The organism is Lysobacter sp. A378, assembly GCF_054052125.1.
This window is the reverse complement of record NZ_JBSVRK010000001.1, coordinates 662024-685033: the sequence shown is the minus strand read 5'-3', so window position 1 is coordinate 685033 and position 23010 is coordinate 662024. Positions and strand designations below refer to the sequence as shown.

General features: G+C 61.1%; 20 protein-coding genes. 12 read left to right on the top strand and 8 right to left on the bottom strand.

All coding sequences use genetic code 11. The features are described from left to right. The first annotated feature begins 36 nt into the window (after positions 1-36). The 3 genes from ACW7G1_RS03025 (at position 37) to ACW7G1_RS03015 (ending at position 2807) form a co-directional block, all read left to right on the top strand. A complete protein-coding gene (locus tag ACW7G1_RS03025; protein ID WP_456978284.1) occupies positions 37-465 on the top strand; it encodes a DUF4124 domain-containing protein in 429 nt (142 codons plus the stop codon). A gap of 72 nt (positions 466-537) precedes the next feature. Continuing rightward, positions 538-2247, top strand: coding sequence for a proline--tRNA ligase (locus ACW7G1_RS03020; protein ID WP_456978283.1), 1710 nt, complete (start codon positions 538-540; stop codon positions 2245-2247). Positions 2248-2411: 164 nt separating this feature from the next. Beyond that, positions 2412-2807: an H-NS histone family protein gene (locus ACW7G1_RS03015; protein ID WP_456978282.1), complete on the top strand. Its 396-nt coding sequence runs from the start codon at positions 2412-2414 to the stop codon at positions 2805-2807. Positions 2808-3169: 362 nt separating this feature from the next. Here ACW7G1_RS03015 and ACW7G1_RS03010 read toward each other — a convergent pair whose 3' ends face one another. Further along, positions 3170-4429 carry a threonine/serine ThrE exporter family protein gene (locus ACW7G1_RS03010; RefSeq protein ID WP_456978822.1) on the bottom strand — a complete coding sequence of 420 codons (1260 nt, stop codon included), beginning with the start codon at positions 4427-4429 and terminating at the stop codon, positions 3170-3172. A gap of 116 nt (positions 4430-4545) precedes the next feature. On the opposite strand from ACW7G1_RS03010, the gene ACW7G1_RS03005 reads away from it, so the two are divergent. From ACW7G1_RS03005 to rfbA, 6 genes are all read left to right on the top strand, one after another. Then, on the top strand, positions 4546-5664 hold the full coding sequence (locus ACW7G1_RS03005) for an MlaE family ABC transporter permease (protein WP_456978281.1): 1119 nt from the start codon (positions 4546-4548) through the stop codon (positions 5662-5664). Beyond that, a complete protein-coding gene (locus ACW7G1_RS03000; protein ID WP_456978821.1) occupies positions 5640-6464 on the top strand; it encodes an ABC transporter ATP-binding protein in 825 nt (274 codons plus the stop codon). Before ACW7G1_RS03005 ends, ACW7G1_RS03000 begins: the two co-directional genes overlap by 25 nt. Continuing rightward, entirely contained in the window at positions 6464-7390 is a 927-nt protein-coding gene (locus ACW7G1_RS02995; RefSeq protein ID WP_456978280.1) for an MlaD family protein, read from the top strand. The genes ACW7G1_RS03000 and ACW7G1_RS02995 overlap by 1 nt, the downstream gene beginning before the upstream one ends. After that, the gene (locus tag ACW7G1_RS02990; RefSeq protein ID WP_456978279.1) at positions 7387-8076 is read left to right on the top strand and encodes an ABC-type transport auxiliary lipoprotein family protein; all 690 of its coding nucleotides are present in this window, start codon (positions 7387-7389) and stop codon (positions 8074-8076) included. The genes ACW7G1_RS02995 and ACW7G1_RS02990 overlap by 4 nt, the downstream gene beginning before the upstream one ends. 374 nt (positions 8077-8450) lie before the next feature. Next, positions 8451-9512 (top strand): dTDP-glucose 4,6-dehydratase, encoded by a 1062-nt coding sequence (gene rfbB / locus ACW7G1_RS02985; RefSeq protein ID WP_456978278.1) that lies wholly within the window; start codon positions 8451-8453, stop codon positions 9510-9512. Between the two features lie 2 nt (positions 9513-9514). Next, the gene (gene rfbA, locus ACW7G1_RS02980) at positions 9515-10399 is read left to right on the top strand and encodes a glucose-1-phosphate thymidylyltransferase RfbA (protein ID WP_456978277.1); all 885 of its coding nucleotides are present in this window, start codon (positions 9515-9517) and stop codon (positions 10397-10399) included. A 32-nt stretch (positions 10400-10431) separates the two neighbouring features. Here the strand turns inward: rfbA and ACW7G1_RS02975 are convergent, their stop codons facing one another. The 4 genes from ACW7G1_RS02975 to ACW7G1_RS02960 form a co-directional block, all read right to left on the bottom strand. Continuing rightward, positions 10432-12789, bottom strand: coding sequence for an acyltransferase family protein (locus ACW7G1_RS02975; protein WP_456978276.1), 2358 nt, complete (start codon positions 12787-12789; stop codon positions 10432-10434). Next, complete coding sequence (locus ACW7G1_RS02970; protein ID WP_456978275.1) at positions 12786-13433, bottom strand: CoA transferase subunit B; 648 nt, start codon at positions 13431-13433, stop codon at positions 12786-12788. The genes ACW7G1_RS02975 and ACW7G1_RS02970 overlap by 4 nt, the downstream gene beginning before the upstream one ends. After that, the gene (locus tag ACW7G1_RS02965) at positions 13433-14158 is read right to left on the bottom strand and encodes a CoA transferase subunit A (protein WP_456978274.1); all 726 of its coding nucleotides are present in this window, start codon (positions 14156-14158) and stop codon (positions 13433-13435) included. The genes ACW7G1_RS02970 and ACW7G1_RS02965 overlap by 1 nt, the downstream gene beginning before the upstream one ends. Before the next feature lie 93 nt (positions 14159-14251). Continuing rightward, positions 14252-15664, bottom strand: coding sequence for a mannose-1-phosphate guanylyltransferase/mannose-6-phosphate isomerase (locus ACW7G1_RS02960; protein ID WP_456978273.1), 1413 nt, complete (start codon positions 15662-15664; stop codon positions 14252-14254). A gap of 157 nt (positions 15665-15821) precedes the next feature. Here ACW7G1_RS02960 and ACW7G1_RS02955 point away from each other — a divergent pair, with 157 nt between their 5' ends. From ACW7G1_RS02955 to wecB, 3 genes are all read left to right on the top strand, one after another. Further along, positions 15822-16574, top strand: coding sequence for an electron transfer flavoprotein subunit beta/FixA family protein (locus ACW7G1_RS02955; protein WP_456978272.1), 753 nt, complete (start codon positions 15822-15824; stop codon positions 16572-16574). A gap of 70 nt (positions 16575-16644) precedes the next feature. Next, entirely contained in the window at positions 16645-17583 is a 939-nt protein-coding gene (locus tag ACW7G1_RS02950; RefSeq protein WP_456978271.1) for an electron transfer flavoprotein subunit alpha/FixB family protein, read from the top strand. A gap of 61 nt (positions 17584-17644) precedes the next feature. Further along, a complete protein-coding gene (gene wecB, locus ACW7G1_RS02945; protein WP_456978270.1) occupies positions 17645-18778 on the top strand; it encodes a non-hydrolyzing UDP-N-acetylglucosamine 2-epimerase in 1134 nt (377 codons plus the stop codon). Between the two features lie 149 nt (positions 18779-18927). Here the strand turns inward: wecB and ACW7G1_RS02940 are convergent, their stop codons facing one another. From ACW7G1_RS02940 to ACW7G1_RS02930, 3 genes are all read right to left on the bottom strand, one after another. Then, positions 18928-20658, bottom strand: coding sequence for a hypothetical protein (locus ACW7G1_RS02940; protein WP_456978269.1), 1731 nt, complete (start codon positions 20656-20658; stop codon positions 18928-18930). Positions 20659-20948: 290 nt separating this feature from the next. Further along, entirely contained in the window at positions 20949-21884 is a 936-nt protein-coding gene (locus tag ACW7G1_RS02935; RefSeq protein ID WP_456978268.1) for a glycosyltransferase family 2 protein, read from the bottom strand. Beyond that, positions 21881-23005, bottom strand: a complete 1125-nt coding sequence (locus ACW7G1_RS02930) for a DegT/DnrJ/EryC1/StrS family aminotransferase (RefSeq protein ID WP_456978267.1) — start codon at positions 23003-23005, stop codon at positions 21881-21883. Before ACW7G1_RS02930 ends, ACW7G1_RS02935 begins: the two co-directional genes overlap by 4 nt. Positions 23006-23010: the final 5 nt, after the last annotated feature.

Here is a 23010-nt window from a genome sequence, read left to right as displayed (position 1 = left end):
ATCACCATTGACAACGCCGCACACGGAAGAAGCTCCATGCCCGACCTCAATCGCTCGCCCCGTTTCCACCTGCTGCCCTGGCTGGGTGCCGCCGCATTACTGGTCGCCTTGCCGTTGACGGCCGGCGAGTTGTACCAGTGGAAGGATGCCAGCGGCGTGACCCATTACTCCGACGCGCCGCCACCCGACGGCGAGTACGAGAACCGGGTGATCAGCAACACCGGCTCGGCGGCGATTGCCAGCGCGCCCACCGACGACGCTCCGGCCGAAAACACCCAGTGCACCACCGCGCGCGACAACCTGGCGTTGCTGGGCGCAGAGGGCGCGGTCGGGATCGACAGCGACGGCGATGGCAAACCCGACAGCGAGATGACGGTCGATCAACGCAGCGCACAACAGCAACTGGCCGAGGCGGCGATCAACGTCCATTGCAGTACTGACGCGCCGCCTGTCGCCGAGTCCTGACCATCCCTTGGCAGGGGCCACGGGGCTGGCTCCGTGGCAGAATGCCCGATCCCTCCGGCAAGAACTCCGCCCATGCGTCTGTCGCAGTTTCACCTCCATACCAGCAAGCAGATCCCGGCCGAAGCCGAAATCATCAGCCACAAGCTGATGCTGAAGGCCGGAATGATCCGCAAACTCGCCTCCGGGCTTTACACCTGGTCCCCGCTGGGCCTGCGCGTGTTGCGCAAGGTCGAGCGCGTGGTGCGCGAGGAGATGGAGGCGGCCGGCGCCATCGAGATGCTGATGCCCTCGGTGCAGCCGCGCGAGCTGTGGGAGGAAACCGGACGCTGGGAGAAATTTGGCGGCCAACTGCTGAAACTGCAGGACCGCAAGGACGCTTGGTATTGCGTCGGCCCGACCCACGAAGAAGTCATGACCGACTTTGCGCGCAGCGAGTTGGCCAGTTACAAGCAACTGCCGGTGACGTTCTACCAGATACAAACCAAGTTCCGTGACGAGATCCGGCCGCGGTTCGGGGTCATGCGCGCGCGCGAGTTCCTGATGAAGGATGCGTACTCCTTCCATCTGGACGATGCCGACCTGGACCGCCAATACCAGGTCATGCATGACGCCTACAGCCGGATATTCAAACGCCTGGGCCTGGAGTTTCGCGCCGTATTTGCCGATACCGGCGCGATCGGCGGCAACGCGTCGCATGAGTTCCACGTGCTGGCCGACTCCGGTGAGGATGCGATCGCGTTCTCCAACGGCTCCGGGTATGCGGCCAATACCGAATTGGCCGAAGCGCTGGCCCCCGAGGCACGCGCCGCGGCGGGCGAGACCATGCGCCAGGTCGAGACCCCTTTCCAGCGCACCTGTGAAGCGGTGGCAACGCTGCTCGACATCCCGCTGACGCACACGGTGAAATCCGTTGTCATGGTCGGCGAGACCGGACTTGTGATGGCACTGGTGCGCGGCGATCACGCCATCAACGAGATCAAGCTGGCCAAGCTTCCCGGAATGGCCGGCTACCGGCTCGCCACGGAGGCGGAAATCCACGATGCGCTGGGCTGCGAGCCGGGGTTCCTCGGGCCGGTCGCTCCCAAAAGCAGCATCCACGTGATTGCCGACCGCAGCGTCGCTGCCATGGCCGACTTCGTGGTCGGCGCCAACCAGAAAGGATTCCACCTGGCCGGCGTCAATTGGGGCCGCGATCTTCCCGAGCCTGCGCTGGTTGCCGATATCCGCAACGTGGTGGCCGGAGATCCCTCGCCTGACGGCCACGGGACGCTCGACATCGCGCGCGGCATCGAGGTTGGCCACATATTCCAGCTGGGTCGCGGCTATGCCGAAGCCATGGGTTGCACCGTGCTGGACGCAAACGGGAAGGCCGCCACCCCGACCATGGGCTGTTACGGCATCGGCGTGTCGCGGATCGTCGCGGCGGCCATCGAGCAGAACCACGACGATAACGGCATCGCCTGGCCGGAGGCGATGGCGCCGTGGCTGGCGGCGGTCTGCATCATTAACCCGAAGAAGGATCCTGCCGTCAGCGAGGCGGCCGAAACTCTGTACGCCGAGCTCAATGCCGCCGGCATCCAGACCCTGCTGGACGACCGCGGCCTGCGGCCGGGCACGATGTTTGCCGATATCGAATTGATTGGTATCCCGCATCGGATTGTCGTGTCCGAGCGGGGCCTGGCCGCGGGAACCTTTGAGTATCGCCATCGCCGGGCCAGCGAATCGGTCAATCTGGCGGCGGCGGCATTGCGGACGCAGTTGGGTATTGCCGACCCGGGTTGAACAGTCCGGGTCGAACAATCCGGGTTGAAAGCCGCAGGGCTCCTTTGAACCTGAATTTAAGGGTGTCGGGAATAAACACCTGTATTTACTAACGCTTGCTGCGCGACTACCATTGCGCGGCAGGCCATGGCGTGGCCCGAGTTAATCAACCCTTGGAGGTTCCAATGTCGATCAATATCAACGCAATGTCCGCGAAAGAGCTCGGAGCCCTGATCACCGAGGCGCGCAAGCGCAAGACCACCTTGAGCAAGCGCAAGCCGCTGGCACAGGTCCGCAAGAAGCTGACCCAGCAGGCAAAAAACGAGGGATACACCATCGATGAGCTGTTCGGTACCGGCGCCACAGCCACTGTCGCGCGTGCTCCGCGCGGTACCGCGGTAAAGAAAACCCGCAAATCGACGGGCAAGGTCGCTCCTAAATACCGCGATCCATCCAACGCAGACAACACCTGGACCGGTCGCGGCAGGCAGCCATTGTGGCTGGCGGCGTATACCGACAGCGGTCGCAACCGTGACGAGTTTCTGATCGAGAAGAACGCGGGTGCCGGCACGAGCAGTTAATCCGCGTCCCATTCCTGAACGGAAACGTGGATGAAAAATAGAAACCGGCTATGGCCGGTTTCCCCCAGGATGCCGGCCATGCGCCGGCATTCTTGGTTCTGGACAGTCGTTCCGAATCGTCACTCCCGCGAAGGCGGGAGTCCAAGGACGTTGTTCTTCACGAGCCCACGTCCATGGATCCCCGCCTTCGCGGGGATGACGGTTTGCTGTGGGGATGACGGTTTGCTGTGGGGATGACGGTTTGCTGCAGGGATGACGGTTTGCTGTGGGGATGACGGTTTGCTGTGGGGATGACGGTTTGTTGCAGGGATGACGGTTTGTTGCAGGGATGGCGGTTTGCTGTGGGGATGACGGCAGTTGTCCTAGAGATTCCGGCGCGTTGGTAGCAACAGGTTGCCGAACAGCAAACCGGCGACGACCGCCAGCAGGATATTCAACACTCCCAACAGCGCTTCCTCCCCGACCCCCATGTCCTGTTGCTGGAGCAGGTCCAGCAAGGCGCGCAGGCTCGCGCTGCCGGGCACCAGCAAGATGATTCCGGGCACCCGCACGATGGTCCCGGGCCGATGGAACCAGCGCGCATAGGCATTGCCGGCTGCGGTCATCACCAGCGCCGCCAGGAAGATGCCGGCCGGGGCGCCCCAGGCCAGCCCACCGAAACGCGAGATCAGGTAACCGCTGGCCGCTGCCACCATCACCAACGGGTAATCACTGGCCTTGGCCCGGAACAGCACCGCAAATGACAGCGACGCGGCGACCAGCGCCACCCATTCCACCCAGTCCGGTTGCGGCCGCAGCGCGCGCACCGCTGGCTCAAGCGACATCAAGTTGGCCAGGTACAACGCGATCACCGTACCCAGCGCAAGCTTGAGGACCGTGGTCAACGCGCCGGCAACACGCGCGGTGCCGGACACCAGATGCTGGCTGGTCAACTCGTTCATCGCATTGGTCAGGGTCAGGCCCGGCAGCAACACGATCAGCGAGGCGATGATCACCGTGTTCTGGTTCAACGGCGCGATGAAACTCGCCACCAGCACCGCCACCATGGTCGCGATCATCGCCAGTACCGCATCGGAAGCCTCGCGCAGGCGCGGGCGCGATTCCGCCAACTGGGTCAACAGGCCGATCGCCAGGCCGTTGAAACCGGCCACGCCGATATCCAGCCATGGCAACCGCAACATCCCGCCAACGGCGGCGGCGACCAGCCCGTAGCCCACTATCTGGGCCAACCGCCCTTTCCAGCCGGGTGGCGCGTCGAGCGCGTTCATGGCCTCGAATGCGGTCGCAAGATCCATCTCGCCGCCGATCAGTGCCTCGGCGATGCGGTCGGTCTCGGCCAGGCGATACAGGTCGTTGTCACCGGGCGGCAACCTGATCACGCGGGTAATGTCGCTGGCGCCGGTCAGGCGCTGCGGATCGCTGAACGACAGAATCAATGCCGTTGGACTCACCCACGGCTCGCAATCCAGGCGCAGCCGCTCGGCCACCGACAGCAACGCGCCCTCCAGCCGCTGGGCGGTGGTGCCGTAGATATGCAGCCGCTCGGCCAGTTCCACCATGAAGGCGATGCGGTCCGGATAACTGGCGTTGCTCAGCGGGAAGGCATCGGAGGTGCTTGGCAGCGGCAGCGGGGTCGTCATCGGGCAAGCATCGCACGGCGAGGCCACGGACCAACAGCGTTCCCAGCCGGAAGTTCGCGGCTCGATCCCGGCGGCCCGTGTATCCTGCCAAGACACTCATGAAGCCGCTCTCAGTCCAGCCGCCGACGATCGAATCCGACGACCGCACGCCCGGCTGCCTGCGGCTTGCGGGACAGTGGACGCTGGAGTATGCCAGCCAGGTCGGCGACTGCCTGGAGACGGTGCCGCCTGGCATCACCTTCCTGGATGCGTGCGCGGTGGAGCGACTCGACTCGCTTGGCGTGCTGCACCTGTTGCGCTTCGCCAGTCAGCGCAATCTGGACTTCACCCATTTCCGGTTTCGTCCCGACCACCAGGCACTGGTCGAGGCAATCGACGATGTCGCCGACGACCGGCCGCCGCGCCGGCGCGAGTACGGCGTCTACGACGCATTGGCGCGGCTGGGACGCGCGGTCACCAACAACTGGCGGGAATTCCTCGCTCTGGTCGGTTTCCTCGGCGAGGTGCTGGTCAAGTTGCTGCGGCTGATCAAGGAGCCTAGCCGGTTCCGGCCCACCGCGACCGTCTTCCACATGGAGCAGGTCGGCCTGGATGCGGTGCCACTGGTGGCCTTGCTGTGTTACCTGGTCGGCGCGGTGGTCGCCTTCCTGGGCGCGAACGTACTACGCGAGTTCGGCGCGGAGATTTTCGTGGTCGACCTGGTCAGCATCGCCTTCATGCGCGAGTTTGCAGTCTTGCTGACCGCGATCATCCTGGCCGGCCGCACCGCCAGCGCGTTCACCGCGCAGATCGGCGCGATGGTCAGCCGCGAGGAGGTCGACGCGATGCGTACCCTCGGGCTGGACCCGGTCGACCTGCTGGTGATCCCGCGCGTGCTGGCGCTGCTGGTGATGCTGCCGTTGCTCACCTTCGTGGCGATGGTGGCCGGACTGCTGGGCGGGTTGAGCGTCGGTGCGTTCGGCCTGGACATCCCGCCGCAGCAGTACCTGGTCCGGATGCAGGACACGATGGAGCTGAGCAACCTGTGGGTGGGTCTGGTCAAGGCGCCGGTATTTGCGATGTTGATCGCGTTGATCGGTTGCCTGGAAGGCTTGCAGGTGGAAGGCACGGCGCAGTCGGTTGGCGAGCGCACCACCTCCAGCGTGGTCCAGGCCATTTCCGTGGTGATCATCCTGGACGCGTTCTTCGCGATCTGGTTCATGGAGATGGGCTGGTGAGCGCCGAACCGATCATCCGCGTGCGCGGGCTGGTCAATCGCTTCGGCAGCCAGCTCGTGCACGACGATCTGGACCTGGACGTATTGCCCGGCGAGATCCTCGGTGTGGTCGGCGGGTCGGGCACCGGCAAATCGGTGCTGATGCGTTCCATCCTGGGACTGCGCAGGCCCAACGAAGGCGCGATCGAGGTACTCGGGATCGATGCGCGCAGCCCCGATGACAACGTCCGCCGGCAGATCGAGCGCAATACCGGAGTGCTGTTCCAGGACGGCGCGCTGTTCTCGTCGCTGACCGTCGGCGAGAACGTGCAGGTGCCGTTGAAGGAATACCACCGCGACCTGCCCGAATCGCTGCTGTACGAGCTCGCGCTGTTGAAGGTGAAGCTGTCCGGGCTGCCCGCCGATGCCATTGACAAGCTGCCGTCGCAATTGTCCGGCGGGATGCGAAAACGCGCCGGAGTCGCGCGTGCACTGGCGCTGGATCCACCGCTGCTGTTCCTGGACGAACCGACCGCCGGCCTGGACCCGATTGGCGCCGCCGCGTTCGACCGCCTGATCCGCACCCTGCAGCAGGCGCTCGGGCTGACCGTGTTCCTGATCACACACGACCTCGATACCCTCTACGCTATCTGCGACCGGATCGCGGTGCTGGCGGACCGCAAGGTGATTGCCTGCGCCCCACTGGCCGAGATCGAACGGCTCGATCACCCCTGGGTGCGCGAGTATTTCCATGGTCCACGCGCACGCGCCGCCCAGACAGCGCGCGGCAACCCGGCACGGCTCAAAGAGGCAACTGATTGATGGAAACCAAGGCCAACTACGTCCTGATTGGCGCCTTCACTATCATCGCCACCCTGTCGCTGCTGCTGTTCGCATTGTGGGCGGCAAAATACTCCTCCGAGAAAACCTGGCAGGAGTATCTGGTGATATTCAACGAGCCGGTGACCGGCCTGAGTGAAGGCAGCAGCGTGCAGTACAACGGCATCTCGGTAGGCACGGTGGAGAAGCTGAGCCTGGCGCCCGACGACCCGCGCCGGGTCCGCGCGCTGCTGCGGGTGCAGGCCAATGCGCCGGTCAAGACCGACACCCGGGCCAAGATGTCGATGACCAGCCTCACCGGCAGCCCGATCATCCAGCTCACCGGCGGTGACCCGGCCAGCGCGCGGCTGGCGGACGTGGACAAGAGCGATTTCCCGGTCATCCAGACCGAAGCGTCCGCGCTGCAGAACATTGCCGACACCGCCAACCGGCTGGTCGCCCGGCTCGACCAGGTCCTGAGCGAAGAGAACGTGGCGCGGGTGTCCAACTCCCTGGAGAACATCGAGGCCATGACCGGCTCGATTGCCGCCCAGCGCGAGGACCTTGGCGCGCTGATCGTCAACGCACGCGAGGCCAGTGAACAGCTGCAGGCGACCCTGGCCAACACCAACCAGGTGGTGTTGGACGTGGACCGCGAACTGATACAGAAACTCCCGCAACTGGTCGACAAGCTGGACGGCACCCTGACCCGGCTGGACTCGGCCGCAACCAGCGCCGACGGCATCCTCGGCGAGAACCGCAACGCGATCAACAGTTTTGCCAACGACGGGCTGGCCCAACTGGGACCGACCCTGGGCGAACTGCGCTCACTGGTGGGCGACCTGCGCCGGATGAGTGACCGCCTGGACAACAATCCGACCCGCTACCTGCTCGGCCGCGATGGTCCGAAGGAGTTTGAGCCAGAATGAAACCGACCTGCCCACCGGCTACCGAAGCCCACCGTCCCGATAACGCCCACCAGTGGCACGGCACCGCGCGCGTGCTCGCCGCTGCTGCGCTGGCGATTACGCTTGCCAGCTGCTCGATCCTGGGTGCCGGCACCCGCGAAGCCTCCACCATCTATACGCTTGACCCGCACGTGACGCCCCAGGCCGATTGGCCCAGCGCAGACTGGCAACTCTCGTTGACGCCTGCCAACGCCTCGCGCAGCACCGACAACCTGCGCATCACCGTGCGCCCGACGGCCAACGAACTGCAGATCTACAAGGGCGCACGCTGGGCCAAGGTGCCCACCGAGATGGTCGAGGACGCCCTGCTGCAAACGCTGGAGGATTCGGGCAAGCTGCGCGCCATCGCCCGCCAGGGCGCCGGGGTCAATGCGGACTACAAGCTGGTGCTGGACCTGCGCCGGTTCGATTCGGACTATGCCGGCGGAGCCAATCCCGCCGCGACGATCGAGCTCAATGCCAAGCTGCTGCATGCCCCCGACCAGAAAATCGTCGCCGCCCGTACGTTCGTGCAAGCGCAACCAGCGGCGAGCGCGGACATCGGCGACGTAGTCAACGCATTCGAGCAATCCCTGCAGACCGTCACCGACGAGCTCGCCGGCTGGATCCTGACCAGTGGCAACCAGCATGAGCGCGAAGGGCATTAGCAAAGATCTGAACAACTGCCATCATCCCCGCACAATCACCGTCATTCCGTCATTCCGTCATTCCGTCATTCCGTCATTCCGTCATTCCGTCATTCCCCCGTCATTCCCGCGAAAGCGGGAACCCAGTGCCTTTGCCGTTCCGGGGCCTGAAGTCACTGGATCCCCGCTTTCGCGGGGATGACGGACTATGCGGGGATGACCGAAGCTATGCGGGATGAAAGACGCCACGCGGATGACGGAGGCGACGCGGTAATGACCGGAATGACCGGAATGACCGGAATGACCGGAATGACCGGAATGACCGGAACGGAAACAAATAGCGTTGTTCGGACCATCAGAACGGCGCGGCAAAGACTCAACTGAAGGACCAATCAATGACCCAAAAAACCTGGCTCGTCACCGGCGGCGCTGGCTTCATCGGCGGCAACTTCGTGCTTGACGCGGTGGCCACCGGCATCAAGGTCGTCAATCTCGACCTGCTGACCTACGCCGGCAACCCGGACACGCTCAAGTCGCTGGACGGCAATCCCGGCCATGTCTTCGTACAGGGCGACATCGGCGACCGGGCGCTGGTCGCAACGCTGCTGGCCGAGCACCAGCCCGACGCGATCGTCAATTTCGCCGCCGAGAGCCACGTCGACCGTTCCATCGACGGTCCCGCCGAGTTCGTGCAGACCAACGTCGTCGGCACCCTCGGCCTGCTCGAGTGCGCCCGCGACTATTGGCGCGACCTGCCCGACGGTCGCAAGCCGGCGTTCCGCTTCCTGCACGTGTCCACCGACGAGGTCTATGGATCGCTCGGCGCGGAAGGCAAGTTCACCGAGACCACCGCGTACGCGCCCAACTCCCCCTACTCTGCCTCCAAGGCCGCGTCCGACCATCTGGTCCGCGCCTTCCACCACACCTACGGGCTGCCGGTGGTGACCACCAACTGCTCCAACAATTACGGCCCCTACCAGTTTCCCGAAAAATTGATCCCGCTGGTGATCGCCAAGGCCGTCGCCGGCGAACCGTTGCCGATCTATGGCGACGGCAAGAACGTGCGTGACTGGCTGTACGTCAAAGACCACTGCAGCGCGATCGTGCGGGTGCTGGAGGCCGGTCGCGTGGGCGAGACCTACAACGTCGGCGGCAACGCCGAGTACCAGAACATCGACGTGGTCCAGACCATCTGCCGCCTGCTCGACGAGCGCCGTCCCCGCACCGATGGCCAACCGCGCGCCAGCCAGATCACTTATGTCCGCGACCGCCCCGGGCACGATCGGCGTTATGCCATCGATGCCAGCAAGATCGAATCCGAGCTGGGCTGGCAGCCGGCGCTGAGCTTCGAGGAAGGCATCGCACACACCGTGGACTGGTACCTCGACAACACCGACTGGACCCAACGGATCCTCGATGGCGACTACCGCCTCCAACGCCTCGGACAGGAAGACTGACCATGACACGCAAGGGCATCATCCTGGCCGGCGGCTCCGGCACCCGGCTGTACCCGATCACCCAGTGCATCAGCAAGCAACTGCTGCCGGTGTACGACAAGCCGATGATCTACTACCCGCTGAGCGTGTTGATGCTCGCCGGGATCCGCGAGATATTGATCATCAACACCCCGCACGAGCAGGCATTGTTCCAGCGCCTGCTGGGCGACGGCTCGCAGTGGGGCCTGGACATCCAGTACGCCGTGCAACCCAGTCCCGACGGCCTGGCGCAGGCATTCACCATCGGCCGCGACTTCATAGCCGGCCAGCCCAGCTGCCTGGTGCTGGGCGACAACATCTTCTATGGCCAGGGCCTGACCGATACCCTGCGTCGCGTCAGCGCCCGTACCGAAGGCGCCACCGTCTTCGGCTACCACGTCACCGATCCGGAGCGCTATGGCGTGGCCGAACTGGACGCCCAGGGCAAGGTCCTCGGCATTGAGGAAAAGCCCGCCAAGCCGCGCTCCAATTACGCGATCACCGGGCTGTACTTTTATGACGCCACGGTATGCGACCGCGCCGCGTCGCTGAAGCCGTCGCCGCGCGGCGAGCTGGAGATCACCGATCTCAACCGCCTCTATCTGGATGACGGTGCACTGCACATGGAAGCCCTGGGGCGAGGCTCGGCCTGGCTCGATACCGGCACCCACCAGTCGCTGCTGCAGGCCTCGACCTTCATTGAGACCATCGAAGCCCGCCAGGGACTGCGGATCTGCTGCCCCGAGGAGATTTCCTGGCAGAACGGCTGGATCGACAACCAGCAATTGCTCAAGCTGGCCGAACCGCTGCTAAAGAACGGCTATGGCCAGTATCTGGCCAACTTGGTGGGGCGGGGAAAGACGATATAGCCTCAGGCTCGAAACCGTCGGCCGCAAACCCCTTACCGCAGACGCTCATCTTTCCAAGCGAAGTAAGCAATGCCTCGAGCTCCCGGAGATACCAATTCGATGGCAGGATCCGAAGTGATATCGATGACCATGTCGTACGTCCCTCGCCTGGCGACCCAACGTTTCGCGTTGCCTTTTGAAACAGGTCCATCGATTGAAAAGCCACGTTTGCCGAGCTCGTCCCGAAGCGTTGTTACGACGGCGTCTTCGTCAATGCCGATGTATTCGGTGATTACAACATGTTGGACTACTCCATTGTCGCGGCGCACGTGACGTTGTGATCTGATCTTGTAGGGAAAGCCAGGCTGATAGCCACCCACAAGAATCGCGCGCGATCGTGGAATTACTTTCGAGAACGCAGCGAGCCAGCGGTCGTGCTGATGCGACTCCAAGATCGTTTTTCCTATCAAATAGGAGCCCGTACTACTCAGGTGCGTTGGATTGAAGTACACCGGAACTTGATCAATATAAGGCGAGCATCGCCCCTCTTGACAGAGCACCTCATGAATATCGACATAGTCGACCATCGCATCCCCGTCCGCGATTTCATCCATATACCTATTTATTGCGAAATTACCAGCTTCACTCCTTGACTGTTGTTGCTCACATCTCGCAGTCGAAATTCGCGCCCAACGTAAAGCACAGTCTTTGTTGTAACCAACAAAACCCGGGACCTGTCCGAGAAGAAGTACGTTTTTCCCCGCAGCCTTCAGCTCTTCAATGGTTCTGCCCAGAGCTTTCCTGAATCCTGGAGCCCGCTGATGGACTGCCCATTGCGACGCCAACACTACGGTCTCGATTTCCGAGTCCGGCAAATATGTCCGGATTGATTGCCGGAAAGAATCGCAACGATCCCGTGCGTAAGGCGCGCCAAACTCACCGGAGCCAAACAGCGCAGGGCAGGTGGAGAGGCTCGCATATCTGAACGAAAATCCATCCTGCTCCGCAATCGCCTTTAGCGCCCCAATATAATGGCCAGCATTCGAGTCACCCCAGAGGAACACCTTCGGCATGATCGACTCTCCGCCCGATCTTGCCCCCAGGACACAAGGCTCACTGGCGAGTGCCGCTTCCATCGGAAGCTTCGAATCCATGCACGGATATACATTCCGGCTCGCCGCGCTTGTTTGCCGGTTCAAGGTGGCCATGGACGCCATGTACTGGCCCGATGACTCAATCACGGACTTCAGCCCATCGCTGCGAATCAGAAAACCTGCGCTGAGCGAAACTACCGTAACCGGCAGGACCAACATCGCTAGAACTTGCTTTAGCGGGGGTAATCGAGATCGCCGTGTCGGTCGCTCAACAAAACGATAGCTGGCGACAGACAAAATCAACATTGCTACAAACGCAATCGCCGCGTGACCGAGGCTCACCTCACCATAGAAGTAGCGAATGAAAGCGAGTATCGGCCAATGCCAAAGATACAGCGAGTAGGAAATCAGTCCGATATAAACCACGGGACGTAAAGTAAGCAGTGATCCAGTAAGCCTCGAACCCCATTGTCCCGACAGTATGATCAGAACCGCACCCAGACAAGGATAGACCGCATTAATACCGGGAAACGGCGAGGCATCGTCTAGCCACCAAAGCGAGAACGCGACCAGCCCGAGCCCAAGAACCGAGGCTATCTCGCCGACCCATACCTGCCAATTTAACGGAAGATCTTTCTCTTTCGCAGCCCAGCATGCGTAAAATGCCAGCAACGCCCCCATCATTAACTCGCCGGTACGGGCTGGCAGCATATAATAAGCGAACTTCGGTGCACTGACATTCGTCAGCTCAGCAACTACGAACGAACCCACACAGATCAATACAGTTGCAGCAATCGTCACCATCCGGCGCCGCGAAACCAGTGCAAGCAGCATCAGCAGGGCAGGCCAGACCAGATAGAATTGCTCTTCTATCCCCAGAGACCACATGTGGAGTAACGGCTCTTCTGCGGACGCGGCGGCGAAATAACCGGTATCCAGGTACTTCCAATAGTAGATGTTGGCTGCGGACAACGAGGCCCAGATCGCAGATATCGAAAGCCTCAAAAGATCGGCTGGGAGCAATAGCAACGCACCAGCCAACAAGGTGGTTGCCGTGACAACAAAAAATACGGGGGCAATTCGCCTGATCCGCCGCAGGTAAAAATCGGCCAGCGAAAACTTACCCGATTGCAGTTCGTTCCAGATGTTTCGGGTGATCAGAAAGCCGGAAATGACAAAAAAGATGTCTACCCCGACATATCCTCCGGGCACCCAGGTATTTTTGATGTGGTAGAAAACTACGCTGAGGACGGCGACTGCGCGAAGCCCGTCGATGTCCGGCCGATACCCACTCGGCCTCACTGTCGCGGCCGTCACCCCGGCGTGAACTGAGTCAGTAACAACGGGCAGCCGGTCTTCACCTGCAGCTCTTCCCTGCCGACATCCGGCGCCAACTCCACCAGCTTCAACCCGTCCGCGGTGACGTCCATCACTGCCAGGTCGGTGATGATCCGGCTGACCACGCCGACGCCGGTCAGCGGAAGCGTGCATTCGGACAGGATCTTCGGCTCGCCGCGCTTGGTGGTGTGCTCCATCAGCACAACCACGCGCTTGACGCCGGCGACCAGGTCCATCGCGCCGCCCATGCCCTTGACCATCTTCCCGGGCACCATCCAGTTGGCCAGGTCGCCCTTGTCGGTGACCTCCATCCCGCCCAGGATCGCCAGGTCGATGTGGCCGCCACGGATCATCGCAAAGCTGTCGTGGCTGCCAAAGTAGCTGGCGCCGGAACGTGCGGTGACGGTTTGCTTGCCGGCATTGATCAGGTCCGCGTCGATCTCCTCGGCGGTCGGGAAGGGACCGATGCCGAGCAGGCCATTTTCCGATTGCAGCCAGACATCGACGCCGTCGGGAATGTAGTTGGCGACCAGGGTCGGCAGGCCAATCCCGAGATTGACGTACGCGCCATCGGTGAGTTCCTGCGCGGCGCGCTGCGCCATCTGCTCGCGGGACCAGGCCATTACTTATCTCCTTCGCGCACGGTGCGCTGCTCGATCCGCTTCTCGGGGGTCGGGTTGTGGACGATACGGTCGACGTAGATACCGGGCAGGTGCACGTGGTCGGGGTCGATCGCGCCGAGTTCGACGATCTCCTCGACTTCGACGATGCAGACTGCGCCGGCCATCGCCACCGCCGGGTTGAAGTTGCGGGCGGTCTTGCGGAACACCAGGTTGCCCGACGGGTCAGCCTTCCAGGCCTTGACCAGCGACACATCGGCCTTGAGCGCGGTCTCCATCACGTAGTGCTTGCCGTCGAACTCGCGGGTCTCCTTGCCTTCGGCGACCACCGTGCCGTAACCGGTCGCGGTGAAGAACGCCGGGATGCCTGCGCCACCCGCGCGCAGGCGCTCGGCCAGCGTGCCCTGCGGGTTGAATTCAAGTTCGAGTTCGCCGGCCAGAAATTGGCGTTCGAACTCCTTGTTCTCGCCGACGTAGGACGAAACCATCTTGCGGATCTGCCGGGTGCCCAGCAGCAGGCCGAGGCCGAAACCATCGACACCGGCGTTGTTGGAGATCGCGGTCAAACCGGTGACGCCCGAATCGCGCAGCGCCTCGATCAGCGCCTCGGGGATGCCACACAGGCCAAAGCCACCCACGGCGAGGGTCTGGCCATCGGCGACCACGCCGTCCAGCGCGGCCTTGGCATCGGGAAATATCTTGGTCGATACGGTACTGGCCTGGGCCATGGGACGACTCCTGGTACGGGATGACGCCAGTCTACCGCGAGCATTGCGCCTCGCCGAAGTGGCCTTTCGGACACCCTCGCTACGAGCCGCCCGCTACGACCGCCCGTACACATCCTCCAGCCGGACGATGTCGTCCTCACCCAGGTAGCCGCCCGATTGCACCTCGATCAGCTCAACCGGCTCGGTTCCGCGGTTGCGCAACCGGTGCACGCTGCCAAGCGGAATAAAGGTGCTCTCGTTCTCTCGCAGCTCGAACACCCGCTCGTCGCAGGTCACCTCGGCGACGCCGGACACGACTACCCAGTGCTCGGCACGGTGCTTGTGCTTCTGCAGGCTCAGCGCCGCACCGGGCTTGACCACGATGCGCTTGACCTGGAAGCGCTCGCCGACCCCGATCGAGTCATAGCTGCCCCACGGCCGGTACACCTTGCGATGGAACAGGTGTTCGCTGCGGCCGGCCGCCTTGAGTTGCTCGACCACGGTCTTGACGTCCTGCACCCGGTCCTTGTGCGCCACCAGGGTCGCATCGGGCGTGTCGATGATGATCAGATCCTCGACCCCGATGGTCGCGACCAGACGCCGCTCCGCGGCCCGTATCAGGCTGTTGCTGGTATCCACCGAGATCACGTCGCCCTCGGCGCGGTTGCCATCGGCATCGTGCTCGGCGACCGCCCACAAGGACGACCACGAGCCAATGTCGCTCCAGCCGCAGCTTACCGGCACCACGGCGGCACGGTCGGTGTTTTCCATCACCGCGTAATCGATCGAATCGGCCGGACTGGCGGCAAACGGCGCTTCGTCGATGCGGATGAAGTCCAGGTCCGAGCTGGAGGTTGCCCAAGCCGCGCGCGCCGCCGCCACGATGGCCGGTGCGTGCTGGCCCAGTTCGTCCAGGTAACGCTGCGCGCGGAACAGGAACATGCCCGAGTTCCATGCATAACTGCCCTCGGACACATAACGCTCGGCCGTCTCCTGGCCAGGCTTCTCGACAAAGCGCTCGATCCTGAAACCGCCCTCGCCCAATGCCTCGCCACGCAGGATGTAGCCGTAGCCGGTTTCGGCGTAATCGGGGGTGATGCCGAACGCCACCAGCCAGTCCTGTTTCGCCAGCTCAAGCGCGCCGGCGACGGCGACCCGAAACGCCGCCTCATCCTCGATCAGGTGATCGGCCGGCATCACCAGCAAGGTCGCGTCGGGATCGGTCGCCAACACGTGCAGCGCCGCCAAGGCGATCGCCGGGGCGGTGTTGCGAGCGACCGGCTCCAGCACGATGCCGCCGCTGGCGACCTCGATGGCCTGCAGCTGCTCGCCCACCATGAAGCGATGCAACTCACTGCACACCGTGACCGGCGGCTGCACCCCGGGCAGACCGTTCGCGCGCAGGATCGTCTCCTGGTACAGCGAGCGCTCACCGATCAGCGATAGGAACTGCTTGGGCTGGTTCTGCCGCGACAACGGCCATAGCCGGGTGCCGCTGCCACCACTGAGTACGACTGGATGCAGCATGCTGGTTTTCCCGAAAAAGTGTCGCCTGAAAGGATAGCCGAACTGGCTACCCCGGCTACTGCGAGCAGCGCCCCGCTCGGCTAGAATGGGCAACTTCCGGGCCTGCATGCCGTTCCCAATCGGCTGGCCCCGTATCAATCAAGGAACCCCCACAACGATGAAAATCCTTGTCGCCTACAAGCGAGTGGTGGACTTCAACGTCCGCATCCAGGTCAAGCCGGACGGCTCCGGCGTGGTCACCGACGGCGTCAAGCTGTCGGCCAACCCGTTCGACGAGATCGCCTTGGAAGAAGCCCTGCGCCTGCGTGACAAGGGCATCGCGACCGAAGTCATCGTCGCCACCATCGCCCCGGCCGATGCACAGGCCCACCTGCGCAACGGCCTGGCGATGGGCGCAAACCGCGCGATCCACGTGGTGGTCGACGCCGGCCAGAACATCCAGTCGCTGACCGCTGCGCGCGCCTTCGTCAAGCTGATCGAAAAAGAACAGCCGGACCTGGTGATCCTGGGCAAGCAGGCAATCGACGACGACGCCAACCAGACCGGCCAGATGCTGGCCACGTTGTGGGGTCGCCCGCAGGCGACGTTTGCCTCCAAGCTGGAGGTGGCGGATGCCAAGGCCACCGTGACCCGCGAAGTGGATGCGGGCCTTGAAACCCTGGAAGTCGACCTGCCGGCCGTCATCACCACCGACCTGCGCCTGAATGAGCCGCGCTTCATCAAGCTGCCCGACATCATGAAGGCCAAGAGCAAGCCGATGGAAACCATCGCGTTCGCCGACCTCGGCGTCGACACCGGCGATACCCTCAAGACCACCCACTACGCCCCGCCGCCGAAACGCAGCAAGGGCGTAATGGTCAAGGACGCCGCCGAACTGGTCGCGGCACTCAAATCCAAAGGGCTGCTGTAGGGCGGGTTTTAACCCGCCACCCCGCAACGTCAAACGGCGGGTTAAAACCCGCCCTACAGAGGAAATCTCGATGCCCAAAGTCCTGATCATCGCCGAACACCTGGACGGCAAGCTCAACGCCTCCACCGCCAAGTGCGTCACCGCCGCGCAAGCGCTGTCGCCGCAGAGCATCGACATCGTCGTGCTCGCCGCCGACCCGGCCGCAGTCGCCGCCGAAGCCGCGCAGATCGCCGCCGTCGCCAAGGTCCTGACCGTCACCAACGACGCCAACGCCCACGCGATCGCCCAGGTGTTGGCCCCCCAGGTCGCCAAGCTGGCAGACGGCTACAGCCACGTGTTCGGCCCGAGCACCACCTTCGGCAAGGATCTGATGCCCTGCGTCGCCGCCCTGCTCGGCGTGGCCCAGGTGTCGGACATCATGGCGATCGAATCCAGCCACGTGTTCAAGCGCCCCATCTACGCCGGGAACGCCATCATCACCGTCGAAGCACCAGCCGAGCACCCCGTCGTCGCCACCGTGCGCACCGCCTCCTGGCAGGAAGCGGCAACCGGCGGCAATGCGAGCATCGAAGCCGCATCGGCCGACGTCGAGCTGCCGACCCACACCCGCTATGTCGGCCTCGCCGCCGGCGAATCCGACCGCCCCGACCTGCAGAGCGCCAAGCGCGTGGTCTCCGGCGGCCGCGGCGTCGGCTCGGAGGAAAACTTCAAGATCATCTACGACTTCGCCGACAAGCTCGGTGCGGGGGTCGGTGCCTCGCGCGCGGCGGTTGATGCTGGCTATTGCCCCAACGAGATGCAGGTCGGCCAGACCGGCAAGATCATCGCGCCTGAGCTTTATATCGCGATCGGTATCAGCGGCGCTATCCAGCACCTGACCGGTATCAAGGACGCCGGCACCATCGTGGCGATCAACAAGGACGGCGATGCGCCGATCTTCGAGATTGCGGATATTGGCCTGGTGGGGGATCTGTTCAAGATTCTGCCGGAGATAGAGGTGGCGCTGTAATCCATATTATTCCGGGGCCACCTGACAGCCCGGAGTTATTTACGTTTAGAGAAAGCAAAAAATGACTGCAAAGAAAAAGGTGATGGTGGTATTCGGAACTCGTCCGGAGGCTATCAAGATGGCCCCGGTCGTATCAGCGCTCCGGTCTACCCCCAACATCGAGGTGATCGTTGCAGTCACCGCGCAGCACCGGCAAATGCTTGATCAGGTACTTGATTTGTTTGGCCTCGTTCCCGACGAAGATCTTGACCTGATGACACCCGGGCAGACATTGCCGGAGCTGTTCGGCCGTATCGTCGCCGGCATGAGTGAAGTCATGGCCCGCCGACGCCCCGATCTCGTTCTCGTACATGGCGACACCAGCACGACATTTGCCTCGGCACTGGCCGCCTATTACCAGCGGATACCAATCGGACACGTCGAAGCCGGCCTACGTACCGGAAACCTGTACTCCCCTTGGCCGGAAGAAGGCAATCGCCGCCTCACCGCGCCGCTGACCGCATTGCACTTCGCACCGACGCCGTTGTCTCGGGACAACTTGCTGGCTGAAGGTATCTCCGCCACAAGCGTCCATGTCACCGGCAACACCGTGATCGACGCGCTACTTGACGTAGTCCGCCGTATCGAAGACGACGCCGGCCTGCGAGGTGAGCTGGAGGCTCGCTTCCCGTTCCTTGATCCCGACAAGCGCCTGGTGCTCGTCACCGGCCATCGCCGCGAGAACTTCGGCACCGGTTTTGAGCAAATGTGCATTGCATTGCGCACTTTGGCCGACCGTGGTGACGTCCAGGTTGTTTACCCCGTGCACCTGAACCCCAATGTGCAGGAACCCGTCAATCGTATATTGGCCGGTACCGATGGGATCCACCTGATTGCCCCGCAAGACTACCTGCCATTTGTCTACCTGATGATGCGCTCATACTTGATCCTCACCGACTCGGGCGGTGTACAGGAAGAGGCGCCGTCATTGGGTAAGCCGGTCCTGGTGATGCGCGACAACACCGAACGCCCCGAGGCGGTGGACGCCGGCACGGTGCGGCTCGTGGGGACATCCTTGGAACGCATCCTGACGGAAACAACGAACTTGCTGGACGACCCCGAAGCCTATACGGCGATGGCACGCGCGCTCAACCCCTATGGCGACGGTGAGTCCGCGAATCGCATCGCATCGATCGTCGCCAATACCGCACTTTGACGGCGGGCAGATCCTGGAGCCTGGGGTGCTTATTTCAACGCATCATTTTGATGCGTTGAGATTTTGCTCGATGGATGCGCTCCCTTGGCAAGGTGAAGACCTTCGTCACGAAAACCGCAGCGACCAGTCTTGAGCGCAGCGAACTACCCTCAGTCGAAGATTAGCCGAGGGTAATAGATCTCGATCAATCCGTCCTCCGTCACAGCTGTTGACGCGAGCGGCGCATCCAGGACTATAGCCAGTCTATGGCAACCGGTGCTCGCAACAATCGGCGCGTTCACTAATCCGGATTCACCACTAGGAGTTTCACCTGTCCACACAACAATGTTGTCAACCAGGACGCGCATCCGGATGGGAACTTCCGCACGTGGAGCGAGCGATCTAATGGCGTAGTGAAAACCAAAGGATGCATCCCCATAGTCGCAGGCGATCGTGTCCACCCGTGAGTTTTCTCCACTCCCTGGAATTTCCATGGTGAACGCTGCACCTCCCAACCCCACGTCTCGGTCGTATCCAGCTTGTTTGAGGAAGCTAAGCTTTTCCCCCACTTCAACTCCTGCGTCACGTCCGTCTGGATGGCTCCATTCTGTAATGATACGACCATCGCGCGTAGCGTAACCAACGGAAACCAGTGCGGAAAGTCCAAAGTACAACGCGAAGATTCCGACCCACAATGCAAAAACCCCGAAACCACTCCGACCCAAGTGGCGGATACTGTGACCTCCTTCGAGTCGCAATGACGCGCCATAGCCAATGATTACTGACAAGCTCAACCAGATGAAAAATATATAGCGACTCTGCACCTCAGCTACCAAGGCAAGAGCACCAATAACTGACCCCGTAAATAGCGTGATCAATAAGGCAGGAGCGGGTAGGGTCGAAACACTGAAAAACTGGAGAACTGCCAACAAAGCCAACACAGAAAGCATCACGGCATACAACGCGCTCCAGAACATAAGCGTGCGCCGAACCTCAGGCCCCCTCTCGGCCGCATAGAAATATGATTGGCTCCCGATACGCGCGAGTATCCGCAGCTTGTGCAGGACACCTGCGGCCCGTCCATCGGGGTTATCAGCCAAGTCAGAAACGACGATAGACCGGGACAACGACGCCGCTGCATCGTTACCCTTAATGAAGGTTTCCAGATATGCCTTTCCATATGCATACTTACCGGTGCTATAGGATGGCGTGAAGCTACCAAGCCGGTATGTCATTCGAAAATCACTGCCATTTATTCCGGCGCCGGCTACGGGCTCGACCAGATCAGCCCGCTTGATGAACATGGAACTTGCGGAAAACGCTAGCACCACACATAGCAGTGAAAGTGCAGGGAGCTTGAACTTGGCTGCTTTAGGATTCCAGCCCGCCCTGGCCGCGAGCACAACGCCAATCGAACCGATCGCAAAATATCCGAACTCGCGCTGTACCTGCAGAAACGCAGCGCAGACGCCTACAAACAAGCTCCAACCCAGTACTCGAAGGTTCGAGGCACAATCATCCATTCGACGCAGCGATCTGGCAGCCGCCCAGAACCACACCGCCAGAAAGAAACAACCCCATAGATCGTGGGTCGGAATCATTAACGACATCATAAGTTCCGGGGCACAAACTAGTATTGCAGACATTATCTGCGCAGGATAATGCCCTGACCATATACGTATGGCATCGTAGCACAGCGCCCAAATGGCTATCGCTAACGCCGTGTTTAAAGCATGTAACACCCAGAGCTCGGAACCGAAGATCTTCAGCGCGGGAACCAGCAGAAGCGCGACCCGTTGCTCATACACAGTAGCAACGCCTGTGAAGTCTGTGGCCGCCAACTTTTCAGCCGCAATCCACATCGCACGAAAATCGCTAACCAATACAGTGGGTACCAGCATGCCATATGCGGCACTCGCCCAGATTATGAAAAAAATTGTGCCACTCACATACCAAATCGGACTAAATGCGCTTCGCCTGATTAGTAGCACAGCAATTGTTGCAAGAGGAGGCGAGCACAAAACAAGCCCGCGAGCCAGCATCGCTGGGTTCGCGGCGTCAAAAATATATTTAGCGTTCTCAGATAGAACTAGAAGAAAGAAAAGACCGAGAACCGATAGCGCGCCGTAAATTGCTAGCCGCTGAAATGAAAAAAACATGTTGGAGCTCACTCTGATAGGTGGCACTGCTGTCAAGGGTCAATGGACGCTGCAGGTTTCTCCGCAATATAGAGGGGCTTCGCCTTGATCTCATCGAGTATTCGCCAAAGGTATTCGCCAATCACCCCTAACATCAGCATGATTGCCCCGCCAACCAACAACACAACAACCATCAGCGGGGCCCAGCCAGGAAACGGAGTGCCGCCGAAAGCCCACGATACGGCGATCGCTACAGCATACAAAGCCCCCAGTCCTGCAATGACTACGCCACAAATTGACATCAACCTGATGGGAAGGTATGACCCATCAAGAATAAAATCAAAGAAGAGCTTAAGTTTTTTGCTGAAACTGTACTGCGATTTTCCAACCGGTCGTTTTCTTCGGGTATAAGGCAAGAAAGCTGCGCTGTGACCCGCCCATAATATGTCTCCCTGGTAAAACCGGTTACGCCCTCGATAACTCAGAAAAGACCCCATAGCGCGTCGACCCATCAGTACAAAATCGAAGCCGCCTTCGGGGATTTCCTTGTTGGATAACCGTAGCGCGCCGTATGCAAGTCGGGAAAAGGTGCGCGCGACGAACGAATCTTCCCGGTCCTGCCTGTAACCAACTACTATCTCAGAACCACGCTCCCAACTACGCACCATCTCAACCGTCAATTCCACGGGGTCCTGGAGATCAGCAGACATATTGATGACGGCGTCACCAGCAGCTCGCTGGTAGCCGGCGATAATTGCGGGAACTTGTCCAAAATTTCTAGTGAACTTGACGAGTACTACATTCTCATCTTGCGCAGAAACTTCGCACATCTCCGCCCAAGATCCGTCAGCAGACCCGTCGTCAACAAAAACTATTTCGTACAAATAGCCGACTAACTGAGCATCAAAAAGCTTTTTGATAGCCTGCCAAGTGAGAACAATAGTTCCTTCATTGTGATAGACGGGGACTACATAGCTAATTTTTTTCACTGATATTTCTCTCGTCGCTCGCAAAGCGCAGCGTCCAGGCGATCACATACAAACTCAATATCTACATCACTCATTCCGATATAGTAAGGAAGTCCAAGAATCCGGCTGCCCATATCCTCAGCGACTGACAGCTCTCCTATGACAGGCATGTCCATGAGCGCTGGATGAGTATGCAGCGGCGGGCAGTACCAGCGTCTGGTTTCCACCCCGCTTTCCAACAAATCTTTATAAATGTCGATGGCAAGCACGCCGGGAGGCAGTAATACCGGCATGAGTGGATATATGCCGTCAACCGGCTTTTCCTGAAAGGTTAGCGACGAGCAGGTACGACGCAGTGATTCACTATAGCGTGCGTAGAGTTCGATTCGTGCGCTCTTTGTCTCTGCCCACTCATCGAAGGACGCAAGTCCAACCGCACAGTGATACTCACTCATCTTACCGTTGGTACCAACCGCTTGAAGCCGGCCATCAGTCGTATCTATCCCAAAATTTGCTAAGCGGCGGATCATTCGGATTCGATCTTTATTTGATGAAATGACGGCGCCTCCCTCCGCCGCGCCAAACGATTTGGTCGCGTGGAAACTATAGACTACGTCCGTCGAGGTACCAACCGATTGATTTCCGTAAGCACCCGCAGCATCAATAATGACCGGCACACCAGTCAGGCCAGTGAACGCATCCCATTCATCTACGTTATGCGGTCTCCCGAATGTCGCAACGGGCATCACTGCCGCGATTGCGTCTGAACGAAACGCGGCCTCGGCCAAGCTTGGGGACAGGCACCAAGTATCCGGGTCAACATCTCCAATCACTGGGATAAACCCGGCTCGAATGACTGCTGTTGCCGTCGCCACGAATGTGATGGCTGGAATTAAAATTTTCGCGTGTGGCGGCAGGTCCAAAGCTTGCAAAGCGAGCTCGAGCCCGACTGTGCAGTTTGAAACCGTCGTAATGTTACCTATTCCGAGACCCGGGGCGGAATCGACTATGAGTCGACGTTCAAACTCGGCGTTTAGCGGTCCGAAATTGGTGTACTGCCGATTCCTATCGATTCGAACAAGATACGGAAGTAACTGCTCCGCTCTCGGCATCTGCGGCACTAGCAATGGAATTCGCTTCATTAAAT